This window comes from Amycolatopsis stemonae (assembly GCF_054781455.1).
In genome coordinates this window covers 1,074,280-1,096,055 of the sequence record NZ_BAAGUJ010000002.1, presented here as the reverse complement: position 1 = coordinate 1,096,055, position 21,776 = coordinate 1,074,280, and the positions used below count along the sequence as shown (strand labels likewise).

The 21,776-nt window shown below is 71.3% G+C and carries 23 protein-coding genes and 1 pseudogene; 15 read left to right on the top strand and 9 right to left on the bottom strand.

Features of this window, described 5'->3' with window-relative positions:
• Positions 1 to 88: 88 nt before the first annotated feature.
• Positions 89 to 547 (bottom strand): annotated as a pseudogene (locus ACYVLJ_RS11535) (LamG-like jellyroll fold domain-containing protein); the annotation flags it as partial.
• Between the two features lie 347 nt (positions 548 to 894).
• Here ACYVLJ_RS11535 and ACYVLJ_RS11530 point away from each other — a divergent pair.
• Positions 895 to 1,278 carry a VOC family protein gene (locus tag ACYVLJ_RS11530; RefSeq protein ID WP_460438573.1) on the top strand — a complete coding sequence of 128 codons (384 nt, stop codon included), beginning with the start codon at positions 895 to 897 and terminating at the stop codon, positions 1,276 to 1,278.
• On the opposite strand, the gene ACYVLJ_RS11525 is transcribed toward ACYVLJ_RS11530, so the two are convergent.
• Positions 1,254 to 1,739, bottom strand: coding sequence for a DUF6328 family protein (locus ACYVLJ_RS11525; RefSeq protein WP_460438572.1), 486 nt, complete (start codon positions 1,737 to 1,739; stop codon positions 1,254 to 1,256). The two genes, ACYVLJ_RS11530 and ACYVLJ_RS11525, sit on opposite strands and share 25 nt — an antisense overlap.
• 29 nt (positions 1,740 to 1,768) lie before the next feature.
• On the bottom strand, positions 1,769 to 2,725 hold the full coding sequence (locus ACYVLJ_RS11520) for a helix-turn-helix transcriptional regulator (RefSeq protein WP_460438571.1): 957 nt from the start codon (positions 2,723 to 2,725) through the stop codon (positions 1,769 to 1,771).
• A 56-nt stretch (positions 2,726 to 2,781) separates the two neighbouring features.
• Here ACYVLJ_RS11520 and ACYVLJ_RS11515 point away from each other — a divergent pair, with 56 nt between their 5' ends.
• Positions 2,782 to 3,450, top strand: a complete 669-nt coding sequence (locus ACYVLJ_RS11515; RefSeq protein ID WP_460438570.1) for a GNAT family N-acetyltransferase — start codon at positions 2,782 to 2,784, stop codon at positions 3,448 to 3,450.
• 2 nt (positions 3,451 to 3,452) lie between these two features.
• On the opposite strand, the gene ACYVLJ_RS11510 is transcribed toward ACYVLJ_RS11515, so the two are convergent.
• The 3 genes from ACYVLJ_RS11510 to ACYVLJ_RS11500 all read right to left on the bottom strand — a co-directional run bounded on the left by ACYVLJ_RS11510 (position 3,453) and on the right by ACYVLJ_RS11500 (position 6,685).
• Entirely contained in the window at positions 3,453 to 3,845 is a 393-nt protein-coding gene (locus ACYVLJ_RS11510) for a pyridoxamine 5'-phosphate oxidase family protein (protein WP_451969570.1), read from the bottom strand.
• Positions 3,846 to 3,912: 67 nt separating this feature from the next.
• Complete coding sequence (locus ACYVLJ_RS11505; RefSeq protein WP_460438569.1) at positions 3,913 to 5,676, bottom strand: DUF2339 domain-containing protein; 1,764 nt, start codon at positions 5,674 to 5,676, stop codon at positions 3,913 to 3,915.
• A 49-nt stretch (positions 5,677 to 5,725) separates the two neighbouring features.
• Positions 5,726 to 6,685, bottom strand: coding sequence for a Gfo/Idh/MocA family protein (locus tag ACYVLJ_RS11500; protein WP_460438568.1), 960 nt, complete (start codon positions 6,683 to 6,685; stop codon positions 5,726 to 5,728).
• A gap of 80 nt (positions 6,686 to 6,765) precedes the next feature.
• On the opposite strand from ACYVLJ_RS11500, the gene dusB reads away from it, so the two are divergent.
• From dusB to ACYVLJ_RS11435, 13 genes are all read left to right on the top strand, one after another.
• Positions 6,766 to 7,905 carry a tRNA dihydrouridine synthase DusB gene (gene dusB, locus ACYVLJ_RS11495; RefSeq protein ID WP_451969575.1) on the top strand — a complete coding sequence of 380 codons (1,140 nt, stop codon included), beginning with the start codon at positions 6,766 to 6,768 and terminating at the stop codon, positions 7,903 to 7,905.
• Positions 7,906 to 7,985: 80 nt separating this feature from the next.
• Positions 7,986 to 8,624, top strand: a complete 639-nt coding sequence (locus ACYVLJ_RS11490; RefSeq protein WP_460438567.1) for a DUF3159 domain-containing protein — start codon at positions 7,986 to 7,988, stop codon at positions 8,622 to 8,624.
• 33 nt (positions 8,625 to 8,657) lie between these two features.
• On the top strand, positions 8,658 to 9,350 hold the full coding sequence (locus tag ACYVLJ_RS11485) for a GntR family transcriptional regulator (RefSeq protein ID WP_460438566.1): 693 nt from the start codon (positions 8,658 to 8,660) through the stop codon (positions 9,348 to 9,350).
• On the top strand, positions 9,347 to 10,342 hold the full coding sequence (locus ACYVLJ_RS11480) for an ADP-ribosylglycohydrolase family protein (protein WP_460438565.1): 996 nt from the start codon (positions 9,347 to 9,349) through the stop codon (positions 10,340 to 10,342). The genes ACYVLJ_RS11485 and ACYVLJ_RS11480 overlap by 4 nt, the downstream gene beginning before the upstream one ends.
• A complete protein-coding gene (locus ACYVLJ_RS11475) occupies positions 10,339 to 11,214 on the top strand; it encodes a carbohydrate kinase family protein (protein ID WP_460438564.1) in 876 nt (291 codons plus the stop codon). Before ACYVLJ_RS11480 ends, ACYVLJ_RS11475 begins: the two co-directional genes overlap by 4 nt.
• Positions 11,211 to 12,644, top strand: coding sequence for a purine-cytosine permease family protein (locus tag ACYVLJ_RS11470; protein ID WP_451969585.1), 1,434 nt, complete (start codon positions 11,211 to 11,213; stop codon positions 12,642 to 12,644). The genes ACYVLJ_RS11475 and ACYVLJ_RS11470 overlap by 4 nt, the downstream gene beginning before the upstream one ends.
• Entirely contained in the window at positions 12,641 to 13,174 is a 534-nt protein-coding gene (locus ACYVLJ_RS11465) for a cysteine hydrolase family protein (protein ID WP_460438563.1), read from the top strand. Before ACYVLJ_RS11470 ends, ACYVLJ_RS11465 begins: the two co-directional genes overlap by 4 nt.
• Positions 13,175 to 13,216: 42 nt before the next feature.
• Entirely contained in the window at positions 13,217 to 14,050 is an 834-nt protein-coding gene (locus ACYVLJ_RS11460) for an alpha/beta fold hydrolase (protein WP_460438562.1), read from the top strand.
• Between the two features lie 86 nt (positions 14,051 to 14,136).
• Positions 14,137 to 14,700, top strand: coding sequence for an isopentenyl-diphosphate delta-isomerase (idi, locus tag ACYVLJ_RS11455; protein WP_460438561.1), 564 nt, complete (start codon positions 14,137 to 14,139; stop codon positions 14,698 to 14,700).
• Between the two features lie 120 nt (positions 14,701 to 14,820).
• On the top strand, positions 14,821 to 15,510 hold the full coding sequence (locus ACYVLJ_RS11450; RefSeq protein WP_460438560.1) for a GGDEF domain-containing protein: 690 nt from the start codon (positions 14,821 to 14,823) through the stop codon (positions 15,508 to 15,510).
• A gap of 1,193 nt (positions 15,511 to 16,703) precedes the next feature.
• Positions 16,704 to 18,146 (top strand): LCP family protein, encoded by a 1,443-nt coding sequence (locus ACYVLJ_RS11445; protein WP_460438640.1) that lies wholly within the window; start codon positions 16,704 to 16,706, stop codon positions 18,144 to 18,146.
• Between the two features lie 83 nt (positions 18,147 to 18,229).
• A complete protein-coding gene (gene phoU / locus ACYVLJ_RS11440) occupies positions 18,230 to 18,895 on the top strand; it encodes a phosphate signaling complex protein PhoU (protein ID WP_451969592.1) in 666 nt (221 codons plus the stop codon).
• Between the two features lie 116 nt (positions 18,896 to 19,011).
• Positions 19,012 to 19,572: a dihydrofolate reductase family protein gene (locus ACYVLJ_RS11435; RefSeq protein WP_460438559.1), complete on the top strand. Its 561-nt coding sequence runs from the start codon at positions 19,012 to 19,014 to the stop codon at positions 19,570 to 19,572.
• A gap of 9 nt (positions 19,573 to 19,581) precedes the next feature.
• Here ACYVLJ_RS11435 and ACYVLJ_RS11430 read toward each other — a convergent pair whose 3' ends face one another.
• From ACYVLJ_RS11430 to pstA, 3 genes are all read right to left on the bottom strand, one after another.
• Positions 19,582 to 19,986: an Imm10 family immunity protein gene (locus ACYVLJ_RS11430; protein WP_451969595.1), complete on the bottom strand. Its 405-nt coding sequence runs from the start codon at positions 19,984 to 19,986 to the stop codon at positions 19,582 to 19,584.
• Between the two features lie 80 nt (positions 19,987 to 20,066).
• Positions 20,067 to 20,843, bottom strand: coding sequence for a phosphate ABC transporter ATP-binding protein PstB (gene pstB, locus ACYVLJ_RS11425; protein WP_125308653.1), 777 nt, complete (start codon positions 20,841 to 20,843; stop codon positions 20,067 to 20,069).
• A 10-nt stretch (positions 20,844 to 20,853) separates the two neighbouring features.
• A complete protein-coding gene (pstA, locus tag ACYVLJ_RS11420) occupies positions 20,854 to 21,774 on the bottom strand; it encodes a phosphate ABC transporter permease PstA (RefSeq protein ID WP_451969597.1) in 921 nt (306 codons plus the stop codon).
• Positions 21,775 to 21,776 lie beyond the last annotated feature (2 nt).

The window sequence follows — 21,776 nt, the reverse complement described above, 5'->3', positions numbered from 1 at the left end:
CGGTTAGACTAATGGCACATTCGACGGATTCTCCTGTTTCTTGTGGAGAGCACGTCGATTTTTTATTGTCCACCCGCTGTCAAGACCGTCAGCCCAGCATGAATTCGCGCGGGTTCAGCGGCCGGTCGGCCACCCGCACGTCACCCAGCAGCCCAGCGAAACTCCGGTCCACCTTTCCCGCGTACGAAGAAAGGGACAGTGTGGCGGCCGATTCCCGCGGGTCGTCGCCGGTCTTGCCCGCGGCCGCGCCGCTGCCCTGCCGGGCGAACAGCCCGCGCCAGCCGTGGTGGCCGTCCTTGAAGTCCGCCGGCAGCCGGAAGAACGCCTCGACGGTGTAGCCGCGCTCGAACTTCAGCCCGTTGCTCGGCGCCGCGTCGACGGTGCGCTCGCTCTTGTACTTCAGCGCTTCCGGTCCGCTGCCGGGAGCCGTGACGCGCCTGAGGTCGTTGCCGCGGCCGGTCTGGTCGCGCACGACGACGTCGTCCGGCACCGGCTTGCCGTCCTGACCGCCCTCGAAGCGCCAGTACGCGACCGTTCCCGGCACCATGTGCTTCCACTGCGCCTCGGCGTTCTCATCGGCCCACACCAGTGTTCCGCGGCGGCGGCCGCGAATAGCTGCTGCTCGCCCTCGACTGGCGGCCTTCGGCCGGCGGTCGATGCGGGCGAACTCGTCCGCGCGGCCGTTCTGCGTGAGATCGCCGAGGTGAGCGAGGAAGACAACGTTGTCGTCGGCGCCGGATCTTCGAGGCCTGGGCGGGGGAAGCCCTGCGCTTGGGCTTGGGCGGCCGGGGCACCGGCAGGAGGAAGGTCCGGCGGCGCCCGCACCGAGGAGGAAGGTCCGGCGAGCGGTGCAACGGCTGCCGAACGCGGGTTGAACAGCGGTACTGTGCGCGCATGCGGGTCTTCCGGCTGATCCAGCCCGTCGACGACATCGAGGTCGCGGCCACCTTCTACGCCGCCGTCCTCGGGACTCCCGGCGAACGGATCGCGGTCAACCGGCACTACTTCACCTGCGGCGACGTCGTGCTCGCGTGCGTCGAGGCGCCGCTGGAGCACCGCGAGCCGCGGCCGCGGCGGGACCCGCGGATCGTCTACCTCGCGGTCGAGGACGTCGAGGAGACGTTCCGCCGAGTGGGCGCGGCCGGGCCGCGCTGGGTCGACGAGGCGATCGAAACCCAGTTCTGGGGCGAACGGTCCTTCTACGCGGACGACCCGTTCGGCAACCCGCTCTGCTTCGTCCAGGAGGACACGCTCTACCTGGGCGGACCGGTCGGCTGACCCTCCTCCGGGTTCAGCCGGGACGCCATCGCGAACCAGAGGACCCCGAAGAGCAGGACGCACACCACGGTCATGATCGTCATCGCGATCCCGCCGTAGACCACCTTCGCGATCAGCGCGACCGTCGACGTGATGGCCAGGGCGAGGCAGACCAGCCCGACCAGCACCAGCCGGTTGCCGACGGTCAGGATCCGCTCCCGGCTGCCCGTGCGGAACAGCAGCCGGTGCCACGCGGCGGGCGCGGTCAGCAGCGCCGTCGCGGCCACGGCGAGCACCACGGCGGACAGGTGGAGGGCCTTCTCGAACCCGCTGGCGTCGTGGAAGCGGTCGGTGAACACGACCGACAGCAGGAAGCCGAAGAGGATCTGCACGCCGGCCTGCGCGACGCGCAGCTCCTGCAGCAGCTCGCCGATGTTGCGCTGCAGCTGCGCGTTGCGGGTTTCGCCGGTGTGTTCCGCCACGGAAAAACGATACGTGGACTCCTCCGGGTTCACCGGCCGGCGGCCGCCAGCAGCCGCTGCCCGAGGACCCGCGCGGCCTGCCGGAGTTCGGGGCACCCGGCGATCCGGTACGCCGCCGGGAGCTTCGCGAGCTGCTCGGCGTACCACGCGGGATTGCTGGTGCTGCCGCGCAGGAGGGTCGTCCCGGCGCCGACGGGCTCGAGCGTCCCGACGGCGCGTGGCAGGCAGCGGCTCACCACGTCGAGGGGCGCGTCGATGACGACCTCGGTTTCGTACTCCCACCCGGCGGCGAGGTGTTCCTCGACCGCGGCGACCGGGTCGAGATCGGCGGGCGGGTCGAAGGTTTCGGCCCGGAGCTCGACGCCGCGGACCCGGTCGATCCGGTACGCCCGCCGCGTGCCCTCCGGGTGGGTGCGGCAGAGCAGGTACCAGCGGCCGTGGCGCACGACGACCGCCCACGGGTCGACGTCCCGGCCCCACTCCGAGCCAGCTTCGGAGCGGTAACCGAGGCCGGTGCGGCGGTGGTGGGCGCAGGCGTGCACGAGGGCCGCGGTCGTGTCGGGATCGGGCCGCACCGCGGCGGCGTCCGGCGCGGGCGCGGCGGTCCGGCGCACGGCCTCGGCCTGCGCGGCGACGGGCTCCGGCAGCGCCTGGACGAGCTTGCCGAGCGCGCGGCCGACCAGCGTGCCGGGGTCACCGGCCTCGTGGTGGCCGTCGAGCACCGCCATGACCAGACCGAGCGCCTCGGCCGGGGTGAACGTCAGCGGCGGGAGCCGCAGGCCGCGCCCGACGCGGTAGCCGCCGTAGGGACCGCGCGCGGACACGACCGGGATGCCGGCCTCACGCAGGATGCCGACGTAGCGCCGCGCGGCCCGCTCGGAGACGCCGAGCTCGGCGGCGAGCTGACCGGCGGTGCTGCCCGGGCCGGCCTGCAGGAGTTCGAGGGTGCGCAGGGCCCGCGCCGTCGGGCTGGTGTCGTCGGCCATGGGAATCCCCGGTTCCGGAAGTGGATCGTCCGGAATGCAGCCTAGGCTCCCCCGCCATGACCGACGCAGACGCGGCGCCGCCCAGGCCCGACCGGCGAGGGCGTGCTCGCCTGACGGCGGCCGAGAACGTCACCGTCGTCCCCGCCAACGAGGCGTCCTGGGACGACATCGCCGCGATCTTCGGCACCGCCGACTACCCGGCCCGCTGCCAATGCCAGCGGTTCAAGGTCCCCGGCTGGATCTGGCGCGACTCCACGCAGCAGGAACGCACCGCGTCCCTGCGCGCCCAGACCGCCTGCGGCACCCCAGGCGCCGCCACGAGCGGGCTCGTCGCGTACGTCGGCGGCGAGCCCGCCGGCTGGGTCGCCGTCGAGCCTCGGACCGCGTACCCCAAGCTGCGCGGCACGCGCGTCCCGTGGACCGGCCGCACCGAGGACAAGGACGACGACGGCGTCTGGGCGGTCACGTGCTTCACCGTCCGCAAGGGCTACCGCGGCCGTGGCCTCACCTACCCGCTCGCCCGCGCGACCATCGCCTTCGCCCGCGAACGCGGTGCGCGCGCGCTCGAGGCGTACCCGATGATCACCGAGCCGGGCAAGGAGATCACCTGGGGCGAGCTCCACGTGGGGGCCCGTCAGGTGTTCGCCGACGCCGGGTTCGCCGAGGTCGGCCACCCGACCCCGCGGCGCGTGGTCATGCGTGTCGAACTGTCTGCTGTGGACTGACCTCAGAACCCCCAGGAGCGCTCGGGCACCACGCGGATGCGGACGGAGTACGAGGCGTCGAACGCCTCCGGTGTCGCGAAACCGATGGCGCTGTAGGAAGAGCCGTACTTGTCGAGGTACCCGGGCGCTTCGGACGCCTTGCCCTCTTCGACGTGCGCAGTGCCGTTGACGACGAGGATCGCGCCGCCGCCTTCGTTGCTGTTCAAGTGAAAGCTCACCGCGGGGTTCGCCTCGAGGTGCTTGAGCTTCGCGGTGCCGGGCTGGCTGAACACCACGATGTCGTCGCCCTCGAGCACGAACCACACCGGCCGCGGCGCGGGCCTGCCCTTCGGCGTGACTGTGGTCAGCCAGCCGATGTGCTCCGCGGCGCGGTCGGTGAGTTTCGGTGTCGCCATCGGTCCCACCCCCTGGTCGTCGGGTTGTGATCCAGGTAACCACAGGGGTCCGACAATTCTTCCCGCGTCAGCGCGAGGCGACGGCTCGCGCGTACCGCGTCCCGGCGACGAGCAGCACCAGCCCCGCGCCGAGGAACGCGCCCACACGCGCCAGGCCGTCCAGAGCCGAGAGGTCGAACAGCACCAGCTTGAGCACGGCCGCGCCGACCAGCACCAGCCCGGTCACGCGGAGCCCGACGACCTCGATGCCGCGCAGCAGCAGCACGAGCGCCGCGATCGTCCAGGACACGGTGATCAGCGCGTGGCCGAGGAGGAATCCCGTGCGGTCCGGGACCGCCAGCAGCGATCCGCACAGCACGACCCCGGCGGCTCCGTACAACGCCGCAAAGCCGGCCAGCAGCCACACCGGCAGGTCGTGGGCCGGGCCGCGGAAGACCTCCAGCCGCGCCGCCGCCCACGGCAGGGCGATCGAAATCGCGAGGATCAGCGTGGCGACCGCGAGCGCGCCGACGACGTCACCCGCCGGCCGGTTCCGGTACACCGCCAAAAGGGCGGGCGTGACGTCGAAGGCCACGCCGACCAGGCCGCCGATCGCGGCGAACCCGAGCGCGGCGCCCAACGCGGGCCGGTTGCGCGCGCCCAGCGCGGCCGCGACGAGCAGCAGCGCCTCGGTCAGCAGCACCGCGGCGCGCGCCGGGCCGTCGAACTGGGTGACCGTCGCCTGCAGGATCGCCAGCAGGCCGGCGAGCCCGGCCAGCGACCCCGCGGGGCCCGGCCACCAGGCACGCGTCGCCCACACGCCCAGCAGGACGACGCCGGCGCCGGCCGCGACCGGCACCGCCTGGGTCTTGGGCAGCGGCAGCACCGCGACGAGCACCGGGACGACCGAAGCCGCGAGCAGCGTCAACGCGGCGGCGTCGGTTTCGCGGCGGAGCACCACGATCAGCGCGAGGGCGACCCCCAGGAGCCCGGTGCCCAGCGCCGCGCCGGTGTTGGCCCAGCCACCGCCGTCGACCGCGGTGCTGAGCACGGAAGCGACGAGCGGCGGGATGCCGGCGGCGAGGGTGAGGGACGACCAGTCGCGGCGCAGCTGCACCGGTGCCGTCGCGAGCTGGACCATGAGCAGGAACGTGACGAGCTCGGGCGTGAACCCGCGGGTGAGCACCGGCGCGCAGACGACGCAGCCGACGACGACGGCCGAGGCCAGCAGCGGCGACTCCCACCGCACGGCCACGAGCAGCCCGCCGACGGCGACCGCCAGGCCCACCGCGAGCCCGGCGAGCACCGGGAGGAAGTCGTACAACGTGGTCGCGGCGACGGCGTCCAGGTAGAGCGTCGCGATGCCGGTCGCGGCCAGCGCGAAGGCCCCGGTGCGGCCCGCGGGCTTGCGGTGCAGCCAGACGCCGATGCCGGTCAGCGCCAGCCCGAACGCGGCGCCGACGAGCACCCGCGGCAGCGGCCCGAGCCACCCGCGCTGGACGGCCAGCACGAGCAGCAGGACGACGCCGAGCAGCGTCACGGCCCCGCCGACCCACGCCAGGACGCGGCTGCCCGCGCCTTCCTTGCCGAGCTTCTCGCCGAGCGTCGGGCGCGGCACGGGCCGGTAGGGCGGTTGCGGCGGGAAGTACTGCGGCTGGGGCGGCGGCTGCCACTGGTACTGCGGCCACGGCTGCTGCGGCGGCGGCATCGGTTGTGGCTGCGGCTGTTGTGGTGCCTGCTGCGGCTGTCCGGCCTGGACGGTCCGCAGTTCGGTACCCACCACGGCGAGACGACGCCCCAGGTCGTCGATCTCGCCGGCGAGCCGGAGGAGCACATCTGCTTCGGTGGTCATACCGGACAGAATCACCCACAAGGGGCCGCCAGCGGATCCGTAGCACTACTCAACCGCGCTGAGTACCCGGTCCACGGTCGTCATGATCGAGACGGTCTCGTCGAGCGGCATGAGCGGGCTCTCGGTCTCGCCGGCGGCCAGCCGTCGCGCGACTTCGTCGGCTTGGGTGCCGCAGGCCGCGGCCCTCGTCGACGTACTCGTAACGCGTCCGCTCCCCGGCACGCCGGATGAGCGTGAACGACGCGGGCGCGTAGAACGGCCCTTCGATCTCGATCCGCGCTTCGGTGCCGACGATCGACGCCGTGGTCGGCGAAGCGGCGCTCAACGTGCAGGTCAGCACGGCCTGCGCCCCGCTCGCGTAGCCGAAGAGCATCGACATCTGCGCGTCGACCCCGGTGAACGCGGGCGTCGCCATGGCGGCGACGCGCTCGGGCGTCCCCAGCACCATCGACGCGAACGACACGGGGTAGATCCCCAGGTCGAGGAGGGCGCCACCGCCCAGTTCCGGGGCGAACAGCCGGAAGCCGGGGTCCTCGGCGAACCACTGCCCGTGATCGGCGCTGACGGTGACGACGTCGCCGAGGCTCGGCAGCAGCTCGCGGACGTGCCGGATGTGGGGCAGGAAGCGCGTCCACATGGCTTCCATGAGGAAGAGGTCCCGCTCCCGTGCGAGGGCGACGAGGTCCCGAGCCTCCTCGGCGTTCATCGTGAAGGGCTTCTCGACCAGCACGGGCTTGCCTGCCTCGAGCGCGAGCCTCGCGTTGGCGTGGTGCAGGGGGTGCGGGGTGGCGACGTAGACGACGTCGACGTCCGGATCGGCGGCGAGGGCCTCGTAACTGCCGTGCCGGGTGGCGATCCCGTGCTTTCCGGCGAACACGTCGGCGCTCTCGGCCTTGCGGGACCCGACGGCGGCGACGACGCCGGAGCCGGTGAGCTCCAGGTCGTCGGCGAAGGCGCCGGCGATCCCGCCGGTGCCCATGATTCCCCAGCGCAGAGGCTTGTCGGTCATACCTCCAACCTAGGCTCACGCCGACGGCGAAAGCGCGGCCGGACCGCCCCTCCTCGACGTGATCGACACCACAAGCGACAATGGAGGACGTGACCGCCACCCTGAGCAAGCCCGCCCTGAAGATCGGCCCCTACCAGGTCGATCCGCCCGTGGTGCTCGCTCCGATGGCCGGCATCACCAACGTCGCTTTCCGGCAGCTGTGCCAGGAGTACGGCGCCGGCATCTACGTGTGCGAAATGATCACCGCCCGCGCCGTCGTCGAACGGCACCCCGGAACCCTGCACATGATGACCTTCGGGGCCCACGAAAAGCCCCGCTCCATGCAGCTCTACGGCGTCGACCCCAAGACCATGGCCGAAGCCGTCCGCATCATCGTCGGCGAGGGCCTCGCCGACCACGTCGACTCCAACTTCGGCTGCCCGGTCGCGAAGGTGACGCGCAAGGGCGGCGGGGCGGCGCTGCCGTTCAAGCGGAAGCTGTTCCAGGCCATCGTGCGGGAGTCCGCGAAGGCGGCCGGGGACGTGCCGTTCACGGTGAAGTTCCGCATCGGTATCGACGACGACCACCGCACGTTCCTCGACGCCGGCCGCATCGCCGAGGCCGAGGGCGCGGCGGCGGTCAGCCTGCACGCGCGCACGGCCGCGCAGCGCTACTCGGGCCAGGCCGACTGGACCAAGATCGCCGCGCTGAAAGAGGCCGTGACCAGCATTCCGGTGCTGGGCAACGGCGACATCTTCACGGCGGACGACGCGCTGCGCATGGTGGCGGAGACGGGCTGCGACGGCGTCGTCGTCGGCCGCGGCTGCCTCGGCCGCCCGTGGCTGTTCGGCGAGCTGGAAGCCGCCTTCGCAGGCCGGCCCCAGCCGACCCCGCCGAATCTCGGCGAAGTCGCGAAGGTCCTCCGCCGCCACACCGAGCTGCTGATTGAGCACGACGGCCACGACAAGGCCATGCGCGACATCCGCAAGCACATGGCCTGGTACCTGATGGGCTTCCCGGTGGGTTCCGAGCTGCGCCGCGGTTTCGCGATGCTCTCGAGCATGGACCAGCTGGACGACCTGATCGCCCGCCTCGACCACGACGCCCCCTTCCCCGAGGCGGCGACCGGCCCCCGCGGCCGGCAGGGCTCGCCGGGCAAGGTCACGCTGCCGCACGGCTGGCTGGACGACCCGGACGACGACTGCGTCCCCGAAGCGGAAGACATGCACTCCGGCGGCTGAGCCCGGCCGTGACATCTGTCAGGTCCAAGTCGTGGCGAACGGCATCCGTCCCGGAAGTCCTGCCGCGACAAGCTTTTCCCATGACGAACCACGGATCTCCGCTCAAGTCCCTCGCCATCGACATCGCCGTCCCGATCGGGGTCTACTACGGGCTCCACGCGCTCGGTGCGAGCGTCTTCCTCTCGCTCGCCCTCAGCGGCGTCGTCCCGCTCGCGCGGACGCTCCAGCAGTTCGCCAAGCACCGGACCCTCAACGGCCTCGCGCTGGTCGTCCTGGTCACGAACGTCGTCGGCATGCTGCTGACCTTCGTCTCCGGCGACGCCCGCATGATGATCGCCAAGGACTCGCTCGGCAGTGGCATCACCGGGCTCGTCATCCTCGCCTCCGCGTTCACCGCGGCGCCGATCATGACCAAGACGATCCAGCCGTTCCTGACCCGTGGCAAGGCCGAAAACGAAGCCGCGTGGGATCGCCTCGCCGGCACGCCGAGGTTCCAGGTGATCATGCGCCGGACCAGCGTCATCTGGGGCGTCGGCTTCGTGCTCGAGTCCGCCGCTCGCATCGTCGGGGCCTTCACGCTGCCCATCGAAACCATGGTCTGGCTGAGCACCGTCATCTTCGTGGGCGCGTTCGCGGCGATGATGGTCGTCGGCGGGAAGACCGCCGAGCAGGCCGGCAAGATGATCGAGGCCGACGTCAACGAGCTCGTCGCCGCTTGACCTGCAGAAACCCGAGGGTGTACAGGTGTGTACATGTACAGCAAGCGGCAGCAGCTCGTCGGCGACCTCTCCGACCTGATCCGGTCGGGCCGGCTGGCCCACGGTGAGCGCCTTCCCGGTGAGAACCAGCTCGCCCTGCAGTACCAGGTCAGCCGCGGCACCGTCCGCAGTGCGCTCTCCGAGCTCCAGCAGCTGGAGCTCATCTCCACCCAGGCCGGCGTCGGCTCGTTCGTCACCTTCGACGGCGTCCAGCTCGACCAGCGGCTCGGCTGGGCCCGCGCCCTCGCCGACGCCGGCGCGCCCGTCACCACCGAGCTGATCAGCATCGAGACCGTCGAAGACCGCGGCCTCGAAGAGGAGTTCGGCGAGCCGGCGTACGTCGCCGTGCGGCGGCTGCGGCGGGAGCGCGAGCGCGGCGTCTCGCTCGAAACCGCCACCGTGCCCGCCGTCGGGCAGCTCGCCGGCCTCCCCGAGACCGGTCTGCGCGACGACTCCCTCACCAAGACCCTCGAAGCCGCCGGCCGCGTTTCGGTCGGCGGTGACCAGTGGATCAGCACCGAACGCCTCGACGCCTGCAGTGCCGAGCTCCTGGGCCGCAGCATCGGCGAGCTCTTCCTCCGCGCCGAGCGCACCTCGGTCGACGTCGACGGCCGGCTCGTCGAGCGCGTCATCAGCCTGCTCGACCCCGATCGCTTCCAGTTCCACCTCACCTTCGGACACCGGTGAACGCGCGGGACCGGGCGCTCGGCGCGTTCACCGGGCTGGCCGTCGGGGACGCGCTCGGCATGCCGACGCAGTCGATGTCCCGCGCCGCGATCGCCGCCGCGTACGGTCCGGTCACCGGCCTGCTGACCGCCGTCGCCGAGCAGCCCGTCGCCCCGTCGATGCCCGCCGGTTCGATCACCGACGACACCGAGCAGGCCCTCCTGCTGGCCCGGCTGCTCATCGAAGGCCGCGGCACGGTCGACCCGCACGTCTTCGCCGACGCCCTGCTCGCCTGGGAGGCGGACATGATCCGCCGCGGCTCCGCCGACCTGCTCGGCCCGTCGACGAAACGCGCGCTTTCCCGGCTGCAGGACGGCGTTCCGGCCGACGAAGCCGGCCGCACCGGCACGACCAACGGCGCCGCCATGCGCGTCACGCCGGTCGGCATCGCAACCCCCGCCGGGGACCTGCACGCCCTGGTCGACGCGGTCGTCGCGACCGCGCACGTCACGCACAACACCAGTCTGGGCATCGCGTCCGCCGCCGCGGTGGCGGCGGCCGTCTCCGCCGGGGTCGACGGCGCGAGCCTGCCCGAAGCGCTCGACGCCGGCGGGCGCGCGGCCGTCGTCGGCGGGGAACGCGGGCACTGGGCGGCCGGCGGGGAAATCGCGGCCCGGATCGACTGGGCGCGCGGGTGGGTGCGCGGCATGGCCCCGGCCGCCGTCGCCGACGCGGTCGCCCGGGTGATCGGCACGTCGGTCGCGTCGCAGGAGTCCGTCGTGGCCGCCTTCGCGCTGGCCGAGGCCCTGGGTGATGACCCGCCGGCCGCGTTGCGCGTCGCCGCGGGGCTCGGCGGGGACACCGACACCGTCGCCGCCATCTGCGGGGCGATGCTCGGTGCCGCGCACGGCGTCGGCGCGTTCCGGCCCGACGTCGTCGAGACCGTGCTGACCGTGAACGGGCTGGACCTCGAACCGCTGGTCGACCAGCTCCTCGAGCTGCGCCGGCGATGACCGGGCGGCTGGTGCACACCGGGCAGGTCGTCCTCGACCTGGTCATGGCGGTGCCGGCCCTGCCCCCGCCGGGCGGCGACGTCCTGGCGTCGTCGACGAACCTCTTGCCCGGCGGCGGGTTCAACGTGATGGCCGCGGCCGCGCGGTCCGGGGCCCGGGTGCTGTACGCGGGCAGCCACGGCACCGGCGCGTTCGGCGACCTCGCGCGGGCCGCCCTGGCGGCCGAAGGCATCGAACTGGCCCACGAACCGTCGCCGGAGCTGGACACCGGCGTCGTCGTCGCGCTGGTCGACGCGAGCGGTGAGCGCACCTTCGCGACCGGCACCGGCGCCGAAGGGCGGCTGACGCACGCGGCGCTCACCAACGTCCTCCCAACGAGTGACGACGTCGTGTATTTGTCCGGCTACAGTTGGTTGCATAAGAGCAATCGCAGGGCTCTCGCCGAGTGGCTTCCCCACACGTCCGGCTCGAGGACCCTTTTCGATCCCGGCCCGTTGGCCGGTGACCTCACCCCCGGAGAACTTCACGACTTACTGTCCTTTGTAGACATACTCAGCTGCACCGCGCGCGAAGCCGACGTGCTCGGCGAACTGCCGGCGGTGGCTGTCGTCCGCGACGGCGCGAAGGGCTGCCGGGTCCACGACCACGGTCGCGTCACCGACGTGCCGGGCTTCCCGGTGGACGCGGTGGACACCAACGGCGCCGGCGACACGCACTGCGGCGTGCTGGCCGCGGAGCTGCTGCGCGGCAGTACCCTCCTCGACGCCGCCGTGCGCGCCAACGCGGCGGCCGCGCTTTCCGTGACCCGCCGCGGCCCGGCGACGGCACCGCGCCGGGCGGAGATCGACAAGCTGCTGGAGGCCACGACATGAGCGGTACCCGCAGGCTCGAGGTGGAGACGAACGGCCTCGACGTGATCGACGACGCCGAGCGCCGCGGCCGGCCCCGGCAGCTGTTCTGGCCGTGGTTCGGGGCGAACGTGTCGGTGCTGGGGCTGAGCTACGGCTCGTTCACCCTCGGCTTCGGCATCTCGTTCTGGCAGGCGCTCGTCGCGGGCGTCGTCGGGATCCTGTTCTCGTTCCTGCTCTGCGGCTTCATCGCGATCGCCGGCAAACGCGGGTCGGCGCCGACGATGCTGCTTTCGCGCGCCGCGTTCGGCGTCCGCGGCAACCGGCTGCCGTCGGCGATCTCGTGGCTGCTCACCGTCGGCTGGGAAACCGTGCTGACGGCGCTGGCGACGCTCGCGACGTCGACGGTCTTCGAGCGGCTCGGCTGGGGCGGCGGGACGGCGACGAAGGTGATCGCGCTGGTCGTGGTGGCCGCGCTGACCGTCGCGGCCGGGGTGCTCGGCTTCGACGCGATCATGAAGCTGCAGACGTGGATCACCTGGATCACCGGCGTGCTCACGATCGTCTACGTCGTGCTCGTGGCCGGTGACGTGCACTGGGACGCCGTGAGCGCGCTGCCGTCCGGCTCGGCGCAGCAGTGGGTCGGCGCCCTGGTGTTCCTGATGACCGGCTTCGGCCTCGGCTGGGTCAACGCGGCCGCGGACTACTCGCGCTACCTGCCGCGCTCGTCGTCGAGCCGCGGCGTGGTCGGCTGGACGACGTTCGGCGCGTCGGTGGCGCCGCTGGTGCTGCTGGTGTTCGGCCTGTTGCTCGCGGGGTCGTCCCCGGACCTGAACAAGGCGATCGCGGCCGACCCGATCGGCGCGCTGACGACGTTGCTGCCGCTGTGGTTCCTGGTGCCGTTCGCGATCGTCGCGGTGCTCGGCCTGGTCGGCGGCGCGGTGCTGGACATCTATTCGTCGGGGCTGGCGCTGCTTTCGGCCGGGCTGCGCGTCCCGCGGCCGGTGGCGGCGTTGGTCGACGGCGTGCTCATGATCCTCGGCACGATCTACATCGTCTTCTTCGGCGGCGAGTTCCTGGGCCAGTTCCAGGGTTTCCTGGTGACGCTGGGCGTGCCGGTCGCGGCCTGGTGCGGCGTGATGCTCGCGGACGTCCTGCTGCGGCGGCGCGACTACGCCGAACGCGAACTGTTCGACCCGGCCGGCCGCTACGGCGACGTCCGCGTCGGGCCGATCGCGCTGGTGCTAGTGGCGACCGCGCTCGGCTGGGGCCTGGTGACGAACACGTCCGCGGAATGGTTGAAGTGGCAGGGGTATCTCCTCGAACCGTTCGGCCTGGGCGGCCGTGACGGCTCGTGGGCGTACGCAAACCTCGGCGTCCTGCTCGCGCTGGCGCTCGGTTTCGTCGTCACCCTGGCCGCCCGGCCGCGGATCCGCGCGCAGGAGGCGGCATGAGATCGGTCCTGGCGGTCATCGACCTGCAGAACGTCTTCGCGGATCCGGCGAGCGAGTGGTTCACGCCGCGGTTCGCCGACGTCGTGCCGCCGATCGCCCAGCTGGTCAAGGCGTTCGGCGACGACGTCGTGTTCACGCGGTTCCTCGCGCCGTCCCGCCCGGAAGGCGCGTGGAAGCAGTACTACGAACGGTGGCCGTTCGCGCTGCAACCGCCGGACTCGCCGCTGTACCAGGTGATCGACGCGTTCCACCCGGAGTCCACAGTGGACGCGACCACGTTCGGCAAGTGGACCCCGCGCATGGCGACCCGCGTGGGCGGCGCCCACCTGGTGCTGGCCGGCGTGTCGACGGACTGCTGCGTCCTGTCGACCGCCTTGGCAGCGGCGGACGCGGGCGTAGCGGTGACGGTGGTGTCCGACGCCTGCGCGGGCGTGGACGACGAGAGCCACGCGAAGGCGCTGGACATCATGCGGCTCTACGGCCCGTTGGTGAAGGTCGCGCAAGTCAGCGAGGTCCTCGCGGACCGTTGACCGGCCACCCGGTGTTCAACCCGGCGAAGTAGATTCGGGCGCGTGATCGACCACATCAGCATCCCCACCGAGGCCGGTTCCTTCGACGCCATCGCCGCCGGGCCCGAAGACGGGCGGCCCGTGCTGCTCCTGCACGGCTTCCCGGAAGCCGCCACCGAGTGGGAGCACCAGGTCGCCACGCTCGGAGTGCTCGGGTACCGGGCCGTCGCGCCCGACCAGCGGGGGTACTCGCCCGATGTGCGCCCCGAACAAGCCGCCGACTACTCCGTCGACCACCTCGTCGAGGACGTCGTCGCGATCACGGAACAGCTGGGGTGGAAGCAGTTCGACCTCGTCGGGCACGACTGGGGTGGCGCGGTCGCCTGGTGGACCGCCGACGCGCACCCCGAGCGCCTTCGCAGCCTCACCGTCGTCTCGACGCCGCACCCCGCCGCGCTCTCCGCCGCCATGAAGAGCGACGAAGACCAGTACCTGCGCACGCGCTACATGACCGAGTGGCGGCAGACGCGCGTCACCGAGCGGCGGATGCTCGAGAACGACGCCCGTGCGCTGCGTGACATGTTCGAGCGGCGCGTGTCACCCGGCAAGGTGGACGACTACGTCCAGCGGCTGTCCGAACCGGGCGCGCTCACCGCCGCCCTCAACTGGTACCGCGCGGGGCGGCCGGGCGGGAAGATCGGCAAGATCGCCGTGCCGACGCTGTACATCTGGAGCACCGAGGACGTTTCGTTCGGCTCGACCGCCGCGCTCGACACCGCGAACTGGGTCAGCGGGCCCTACCGGTTCGAAATGATCGAAGACGTCACGCACTGGGTGCCGGAAGAGGCACCGGAAGCCGTGACTTCGCTCATCGTCGAGCACCTCGACGCGCGGTAGCGGCCCGTCACCCGGGCAGGCGGAGGGCCGGTAACCCACCCGGCTCGCGGTACGGGCCACCGCGGGCCGTCGTGTTCACTGGGCCTGTGGATACCGCGACCGAACCCGAGACCGAGCAGATCGTCTTCGTCACCGAGGACGGCGTGCCCACCGGCGAAACCGGCCCGAAGCTGGCCAGCCACCACGAGCACACCCGGTTGCACCTGGCCTTCTCCTGCTACGTCCTGCGTCGCGCCGACAACGCGTTGCTGATCACGCAACGCGCGCTGCACAAGAAGGTCTGGCCGGGGGTCTGGACCAACAGCGTCTGCGGCCACCCCGCGCCCGGCGAGTCCCTCGAGGACGCCGTCCGCCGGCGGGCGGGCTACGAGCTCGGGCTGCCGTCGCTGGCCGAGCTGCACTGCGTGCTGCCGGCGTACCGCTACCGGACGCCGCCGTTCCAGGGGATCGTCGAGAACGAGTTCTGCCCGGTGTTCGCCGCCTGGGCCGACGCCGAACCCGAACCGAACCCGGAAGAGGTCGGCGACTGGCGCTGGGTCTCGTGGGCCGACTACCAAGAGCTACTGAACGACGAGACGGCTAATGTGAGTTACTGGGCCAAGGATCAGTTTTCCCAGCTCAAAGACAGGAAACCGTTCTCCGCACTCTGAGCCCTCAACTCCGCTGAGTCACCGTCGTAGTCCCGTTTGAGCGAAATTCACCTTCGTCCGTACCCGCGTCTCAAGCACGGCCTCCTCTACGACGACAACCAATGCGTGGTGGAGGTGGGCATGGTCGCCGAGGACGAAGGCGTGCTGCGCCCGAGCCCGCAGCCCCCGGACCTGCTCCACCTCCACGAAGCCATCGCGAGCCTGTTCGCCACCCAGGGCGACTGGCGCCGCGCCTACCAGCACCTCCGCTCCGCGCTGGACATCGCCCGTGACGGCAGCCTGCGCGACGTGCTGACGTCGAGCTACAACCGCCGCTACCTCGACGAGCGCTTGTACGGACCGTTCACCGGTCGGCAGCCCGCTCAGCCGCGGCCGCCGCTGGGCATCGCGCTCGTCGATCTCGACCGCTTCAAGCGCGTCAACGACACGTACGGTCACCTCGTCGGCGACCGCGTCCTGCGCCGGGTCGCCGACCTCCTCCAGGAGGAGCTGCCACCGGACGGCTTCTGCGCGCGCTACGGCGGCGAAGAGTTCGTCCTGTGGCTGCCCGGGGTCGACGCCGGGCACGCGATCCGGATCGTCGACGCCGCCCGCCTGCGCGTCGCCCGTCACCCCTGGTCAGAACTCCAGCCGGGGCTGCGCGTCACCATCAGCGCCGGCCTGGCCCACGAGGGGCCGGACGCCCCCACGCCGCCCGAGCGCCAGCTGCGCAGCGCGGACGACCTGCTTTACGCCGCGAAACGGGCGGGCCGGAACAAAGTCGCCTATCACGACGCGCAAAGCACGCAGTTAATAACCCACTCTGAGTAACGTAAACCGCGCATTACCCCGGAAAGCTGCGGGTAGCCTTCACCCGTTTGTCGACGGCCAGCGGCCGTTCGTCGACTCAAGGTGAAGAAAATTCCGGGAGGGTGTCGTCACGAACGGGGGGTATCCGTACGATAACGAAAACCTCCGGGGGAACGATCACCTCTCGCGGGGGAAGACGGCCAAGTCACGAACCCGCCTTCGATCGCGCGAAAGGAGACCGAGTGCCGGACGAGCACGACAGCCCGGGAACCGGTCGCCGTTCGGACGGTCCCGCGCGGCCCCGCACCGGCAGACGCCGGTCGATGGAGGACCAGGGCGGGATCAGCGTCTCGGACGTCGTCGCCAAGTCCACCGGCGTCCGCCCGCTCCCGCCGCGCGACCAGCCCGGCCGCGGCGACCAGCCGGGACACCGGGCCAGAACGGACGAACCGCCCGCCCCGCAGACCCCGGCGCGGCCACCCCGCTCACGGGCACCGCAGGGACCCGCCGACAACCCAGTACCCGCGGACGCGACCCGTCAACCGCGCCCGCCGCGTCCGCGTCAGCCGCGCCGCTCGACCGCCGCCGCCCCGCAGCCGGAGGCCCCGCTGCAGCGCCGCCCCCCGGCCGCCAACCCGGGCCCGCAGCAGACGTCGGCCGCACCGCAGCCACCCCGCAGGCCCCGCCGCGCCGCGGCCGCCCCGGACGACCCCCAGCGCCCCGCGGCGCCGGGCCCCACCACGGACAACGTGACCGCCGCACGCCAACGCCCCACCGCCGACGGCGCCCCTCGCGGCGCCGAGGCACCAGGACGGCAACGTCCCGACGCGGCCGAGCCCGCCGGACGGCAACGTCCCGACACCGCCGCTCGCGCCGCCGAAGCACCAGCTCGGCAGCGACCCGACACCGCCGCGGCCGAGGTGCCCGCGCGGCCACGAGCCGCCGCGGCCGAAGCCGGGCGGCAACGTCCCGACGCGGCCGAGCCCGCCGGACGGCAGCGTCCCGACAGCGCCGCTCGTCCCACCTCGGACGGCGTGGCTCCGCAGCGCGCCTCGGAGGCTCCCGGGCGGGGCCGCCCCACGCCGGACTCGCCCATGCCGCAGCGGGCGGCCACCGCGGCCCGGCCCGACGTCGCCGCCCAGAACCGCGCCACCCCGGATGCCCCGACGCAGAAGCGCTCGCCCGTCGACGCGCCGAACCGGCGGCCGGGGGCGGTGCCGGCGCGGGCCGAGCTCGATCCGCTGACCATGACCGACGAGATGGAAGCGATCGACGAGGCGACGCAGTACCGCCGCAAGATCGACCACACCCTCGCCAGGTTCTCGGCCGCCCACGACGAGATGGAGGCCGAAGAGGCGAAGCGGCGCGAACGCCGTGAGCGTCTCTCGCCGGCTTCTCTGATCGAGAGCACGCGTACGGCGCTTCAGCGCGTCGTCACGCCTACGCCGTCGCCTGAGGAGCAGGCCGATGCCGCCGAGCAGGCGGTGCAGACCCGGCTCCAGGAGAAGAAGGCGCGCAAGATCGAGCGTTCGGTCCGGTTCGGCCGGATCGCCGCGGCCGTCGTCGCCGGGCTCGTGTTCCTCGGCATCGGCGGCGCGTGGGGCGCCCAGACCTACTTCGACGCCAAGTTCACGCAGGTCTCCGCCCTCGACGAGAACTCGTCCGACATCCAGGACGCCGACGCGCAGGCCAACGACGAGAACTTCCTGATGGTCGGCTCCGACAGCCGCGACGGCGCGTCCGCCGAGGAAGGCGTCGGCACCGCGGACAGCACGCCCGGCGCGCGCTCGGACACCGTGATGGTCGCCCACATCCCGGCGGACCGGCAGCGGGTCGTCGTCACGTCGTTCCCGCGCGACCTCGAGATCGACCGGCCCGAGTGCCAGCGCTGGGACCCCGTGCAGAACAAGAACACCGACGAGAAGGTCCCCGAGCAGAAGATCGCGAAGCTCAACACCGCGTACGCGGTCGGCGGGCCGTCCTGCGTCACCAAGGTGATCCAGCAGCTCACCGGGCTGCGGATCAACCACTTCGTCGGCATCGACTTCAACGGCTTCAAGGAGATGGTCGACGCCGTGCACGGCGTCACCGTGCACAACGAGATCCCGATCGACGACAGCATCCTCGGCAAGGTGCTGCTGCAGACCGGCGACGTCACGATCTCCGGTGACCAGGCGCTGAACTTCGTGCGCGCCCGGCACGTCAAGGGCGACCCGACGTCGGACTACGGCCGGATCAAGCGGCAGCAGGAGTTCATCGGCGCGCTGCTGAAGAAGGTCATGTCCTCGGACGTCGTGCTCGACCCCGGCAAGCTCAGCGACTTCATCACCGCCTTCGCGAAGGCCACCTTCGGCGACAACCTCGGCGTCAAGCAGATGATGACGCTGGCGCAGTCGATGAAGGGCCTCGACCAGTCGAAGATCACGTTCCTCACCGTGCCGACGACCGGCATGGCCAACAGCCGCGGCAACGAGGTCCTCGTCCGCAGCAAGACGAAGGCCCTGTTCGACGCGCTTCGCAACAACACGCCGCTGCCGGACCCGAACGCCCCGGTCCCGGCGGGCGAGCAGACGCCGCCGACCAGCACGTCGAAGTCGTCGGGCAAGAGCAGCACCAAGACCAGCACCACCAGCAAGAAGACGAGCACCACGGGCTGACCCGCGAGGATCGTTAGTCCGGGTTCACGTGCGGTTCACCCGGCGATGCGGTGTTTGGTCATGGTTGCCCGTAGGGTTGGGCCATGCGTGAGGCTTACCATGTCGAACTCGAACAGCTCGCCGACAACCTGGCCGCCATGTCGGTCCAGGTCGCCGACGCCATGGAGCGCGCCACGCGGGCACTGCTGGAGGTCGACCTCAGTCTCGCCGAACAGGTGATCAGCGACGACTCGAAGGTCGACGACGCCCGCGCCCAGTGCGAGGAGCAGGCGTACGCCCTGCTGGCCCTGCAAGCGCCGGTGGCCACCGACCTGCGCACCGTGCTCGCGGCGATCCACGCGGCCGAAAGCCTGGAGCGGATGGGCGATCTGGCGCTGCACGTGGCGAAGGCCGCCCGGCGCCGCCACCCCGAGCCGGTGCTGCCGGAGGCCGTGAAGCCGTACTTCGCCGAGATGGGCGAGGTCGCGGTCAAGCTGGCCCGCCAGACCGAGCAGGTCATCAAGACGAAGGACATCGAGGCGGCGAAGACGCTGGAGTCCGACGACGACCAGGTCGACGACATCCACCGCCACCTGTTCACCGTGATCATGGACCGCGAGTGGCCGCACGGCGTGGCCGCGGCGGTCGACGTCACCCTGCTCGGCCGCTTCTACGAGCGCTACGCCGACCACGCGGTGTCAGTCGCCAAGCGGATGATCTTCGTCGTCACCGGCCGGATGCCGGGCTACGGCACCGACGACGACATCTGAGCCCCTTCGAAGGAGCCCCTGACCGCCTGGTCAGGGGCTTTTTTCGCGAGGACCGATGAGTTTCGCGGCGCCGGCGTCTCTCAACGGGTGACAGCCCACCCACGAAGGAGCCGGACATGCGCAACGTCATCCTCTACGTCAACGTCACCCTCGACGGCCACCTCGCCGGCCCGGCGGGCGAGCTGGACTGGATGTCCGCCGACCCGGAGCTGAACATCGCCCTGTCCGACCGGATGCGCGCGCGGTGCGACACCATCCTGACCGGCCGGACCTTCCACCACGGCATCGAGCAGAACTTCCGCGCCCAGGCGGCGTACCCGGCGAGCCCGGCCGAACTCGTCGACTTCGCGACGTGGATGATCTCGACGCCGCAGGTGGTCTTCTCCCGCTCGCTCGGTTCGGTCGCCGCCCCGCACCGGGTCGCCGGGCCGGACCTCGCGGCGGCGGTCGCGGAGCTGAAGGCGTTGCCGGGCAAGGACATGGTGCTCTTCGGCGGGGTTTCGATCGTCCAGGAGTTCGTCCGGGCCGGGCTGGTGGACGAGTACTGGGTCAAGCTCTACCCGACGGCGATCGGTGCGGGGCAACCGCTTTTCACCGACCGGCGGGCGGACCTGCGGCTCGTGGAAAGCCGGGCGTGGGCGTCCGGGATCCTGACCCTGCGCTACCTTCCGGCGTGAGCGGGCGCTTCACAGGCCGCTGAGCACCGGGTGCGCTTCCGGCCGCCCGTAGGCCAGGATCCGCGCCAGTCCCGCGCGGAACCGTTCGATCGCCACGGAATCCGCGTCGAGCACGATCTCGAGGTCGGTGTCCGCGAGGCCGAGCGGCCGGACCGCGGTCTCGGCGAACGTCACGCGCAGCACCCCGCCGTCGAGCGAGACCGCGGTGACCCCGCCGTAGCAGGTCCCCTCTTCCGCGGTCACCACGCAGTAGGTGTCCATGCCCGTGGCGATTTCCTGCTGGTCGGGTTCGCCTATGCCGGAAAGGAAAACGAGGACGAACTCACCGTCCTCTTCGGACAACCCGGCGAACGCGGAACCGAGTTCGGGATCGACTGCGAAGGTCACGACCGGGGCGGTGATTCTTCGAGTCACAGTGGAATTATACCCAAAAAGAAGGCCTTTCTCGCCGGCCCCGAGCACCGGCGAGAAAGGCCTTCTCCGACAACGACAACTCAGCCGAAGCGGCCGGAAATGTAGTCCTCCGTGGCCTTCTCGTCCGGGTTGGAGAAGATCTTCTCCGTGTCGTTGAGCTCAACCAGCCGGCCCGGCTGGCCCACCCCGGCCAGGTTGAAGAAGGCCGTCTGGTCGGAGACGCGCGCCGCCTGCTGCATGTTGTGCGTGACGATGACGATCGTGTAGTCCTTCTTCAGCTCACCGATCAGGTCCTCGATCGCGAGCGTCGAGATCGGGTCGAGGGCCGAGCACGGCTCGTCCATCAGGAGCACGTCCGGCTGCACCGCGATCGCGCGGGCGATGCACAGACGCTGCTGCTGCCCGCCCGAGAGACCGCCGCCCGGCTTGTTGAGCCGGTCCTTGACCTCGTTCCACAGGTTCGCGCCGCGCAGGGCCCGCTCGGCGATGTCGTCGAGCGTCTTCTTCCCCTTGGTGCCGCCCAGCTTCAGGCCCGCGACGACGTTGTCCTTGATGGACATCGTCGGGAACGGGTTGGGGCGCTGGAACACCATGCCGATCGTGCGGCGCACCTGCACCGGGTCGACCGACGACGCGTAGATGTCCTCGCCGTCGAGCAGCACCTGACCGTCCACCCGGGCGCCGGGGATGACCTCGTGCATCCGGTTCAGCGTCCGCAGCACCGTCGACTTGCCGCAGCCCGACGGGCCGATGAACGCGGTGACGTTGCGAGGCGGCACCGAGAGGGTGACGCCGTCCACGGCGTGGAACTTGCCGTAGTAGATGTCCACGTCCTTGACGTCGATTCGCTTGGCCATGACTGACAGCTCACTTCTTCTTCGGGGCGACAAGGCGCGCGAACACGGTGGCGAGGAGGTTGATGACGGCGATGATGAGCACCAGGGTCAGGGCCGCGCCCCAGATCCGGTCGAAGCCGACCGAGCCCGGGTCCATCGGGTTGCTGACGCGTTCGTTGTTCATCAGCAGCGGCAGCGCCGCCTGCTCGCCGTGGAAGATGTCCCAGTTCGTGTAAGCCGAGTAGCCGACCAGGACCAGCAGCGGAGCCGTCTCGCCCATGACGCGGGCGAGCGCCATCATGATGCCGCCGACGATGCCGGACAGCGCCGTCGGCAGCACGATCTTCATGATCGTCTTCCACTTCGGCACGCCGAGCGCGTACGACGCCTCGCGCAGGTCGTCCGGGACGATCCGCAGCATCTCCTCCGACGACCGGACGACCACGGGGATCATCAGCAGCACCAGGGCCAGCGACACGGCGAAACCGCTGCGCGGCAGGCCGAGCGTGGTGATCCACAGCGCGTAGATGAACAGCGCGGCCACGATGGACGGCACGCCGGAGAGGATGTCGACCATGAACGTGGTCGCCTTGGCGAGCTTGCCGCCCCGGCCGTACTCCACCAGGTAGATCGCCACCAGCATGCCGATCGGCACCGCGATGATCGCGCACACCAGGCCCTGCAGCAGGGTCCCGATGATCGCGTGCAGCACGCCGCCGCCGACCTCGTCCGAGAGGACGTCACCGAAGTCCTGGGACCACCAGTTGCTGTACGGGATGCGCTTGATGCCGTACGCGATCACCGTGTAGAGCACCCACACCAGCGGGACGACGGCGATCAGGAACGACAGCCAGACCAACGTGGTCGCCAGCCCGTTCTTGACCTTGCGGGCCATGCTGACCTGCTGGAACGCCGGCGTCGCGGCGGGGGCTTCGAGCGTCGAAGAGGTCATGC

Coding starts and splice junctions, on each gene's coding strand:
- ACYVLJ_RS11530 (WP_460438573.1), top strand. CDS start 895: ATGCGGGTCTTCCGGCTGATCCAGCCCGTCGACGACATCGAGGTCGCG.
- ACYVLJ_RS11520 (WP_460438571.1), bottom strand. CDS start 2,725: ATGGCCGACGACACCAGCCCGACGGCGCGGGCCCTGCGCACCCTCGAA.
- ACYVLJ_RS11515 (WP_460438570.1), top strand. CDS start 2,782: ATGACCGACGCAGACGCGGCGCCGCCCAGGCCCGACCGGCGAGGGCGT.
- ACYVLJ_RS11510 (WP_451969570.1), bottom strand. CDS start 3,845: ATGGCGACACCGAAACTCACCGACCGCGCCGCGGAGCACATCGGCTGG.
- ACYVLJ_RS11505 (WP_460438569.1), bottom strand. CDS start 5,676: ATGACCACCGAAGCAGATGTGCTCCTCCGGCTCGCCGGCGAGATCGAC.
- ACYVLJ_RS11500 (WP_460438568.1), bottom strand. CDS start 6,685: ATGACCGACAAGCCTCTGCGCTGGGGAATCATGGGCACCGGCGGGATC.
- dusB (WP_451969575.1), top strand. CDS start 6,766: ATGGAGGACGTGACCGCCACCCTGAGCAAGCCCGCCCTGAAGATCGGC.
- ACYVLJ_RS11490 (WP_460438567.1), top strand. CDS start 7,986: ATGACGAACCACGGATCTCCGCTCAAGTCCCTCGCCATCGACATCGCC.
- ACYVLJ_RS11485 (WP_460438566.1), top strand. CDS start 8,658: ATGTACAGCAAGCGGCAGCAGCTCGTCGGCGACCTCTCCGACCTGATC.
- ACYVLJ_RS11475 (WP_460438564.1), top strand. CDS start 10,339: ATGACCGGGCGGCTGGTGCACACCGGGCAGGTCGTCCTCGACCTGGTC.
- ACYVLJ_RS11470 (WP_451969585.1), top strand. CDS start 11,211: ATGAGCGGTACCCGCAGGCTCGAGGTGGAGACGAACGGCCTCGACGTG.
- ACYVLJ_RS11465 (WP_460438563.1), top strand. CDS start 12,641: ATGAGATCGGTCCTGGCGGTCATCGACCTGCAGAACGTCTTCGCGGAT.
- ACYVLJ_RS11450 (WP_460438560.1), top strand. CDS start 14,821: ATGGTCGCCGAGGACGAAGGCGTGCTGCGCCCGAGCCCGCAGCCCCCG.
- phoU (WP_451969592.1), top strand. CDS start 18,230: ATGCGTGAGGCTTACCATGTCGAACTCGAACAGCTCGCCGACAACCTG.
- ACYVLJ_RS11435 (WP_460438559.1), top strand. CDS start 19,012: ATGCGCAACGTCATCCTCTACGTCAACGTCACCCTCGACGGCCACCTC.
- pstB (WP_125308653.1), bottom strand. CDS start 20,843: ATGGCCAAGCGAATCGACGTCAAGGACGTGGACATCTACTACGGCAAG.
- pstA (WP_451969597.1), bottom strand. CDS start 21,774: ATGACCTCTTCGACGCTCGAAGCCCCCGCCGCGACGCCGGCGTTCCAG.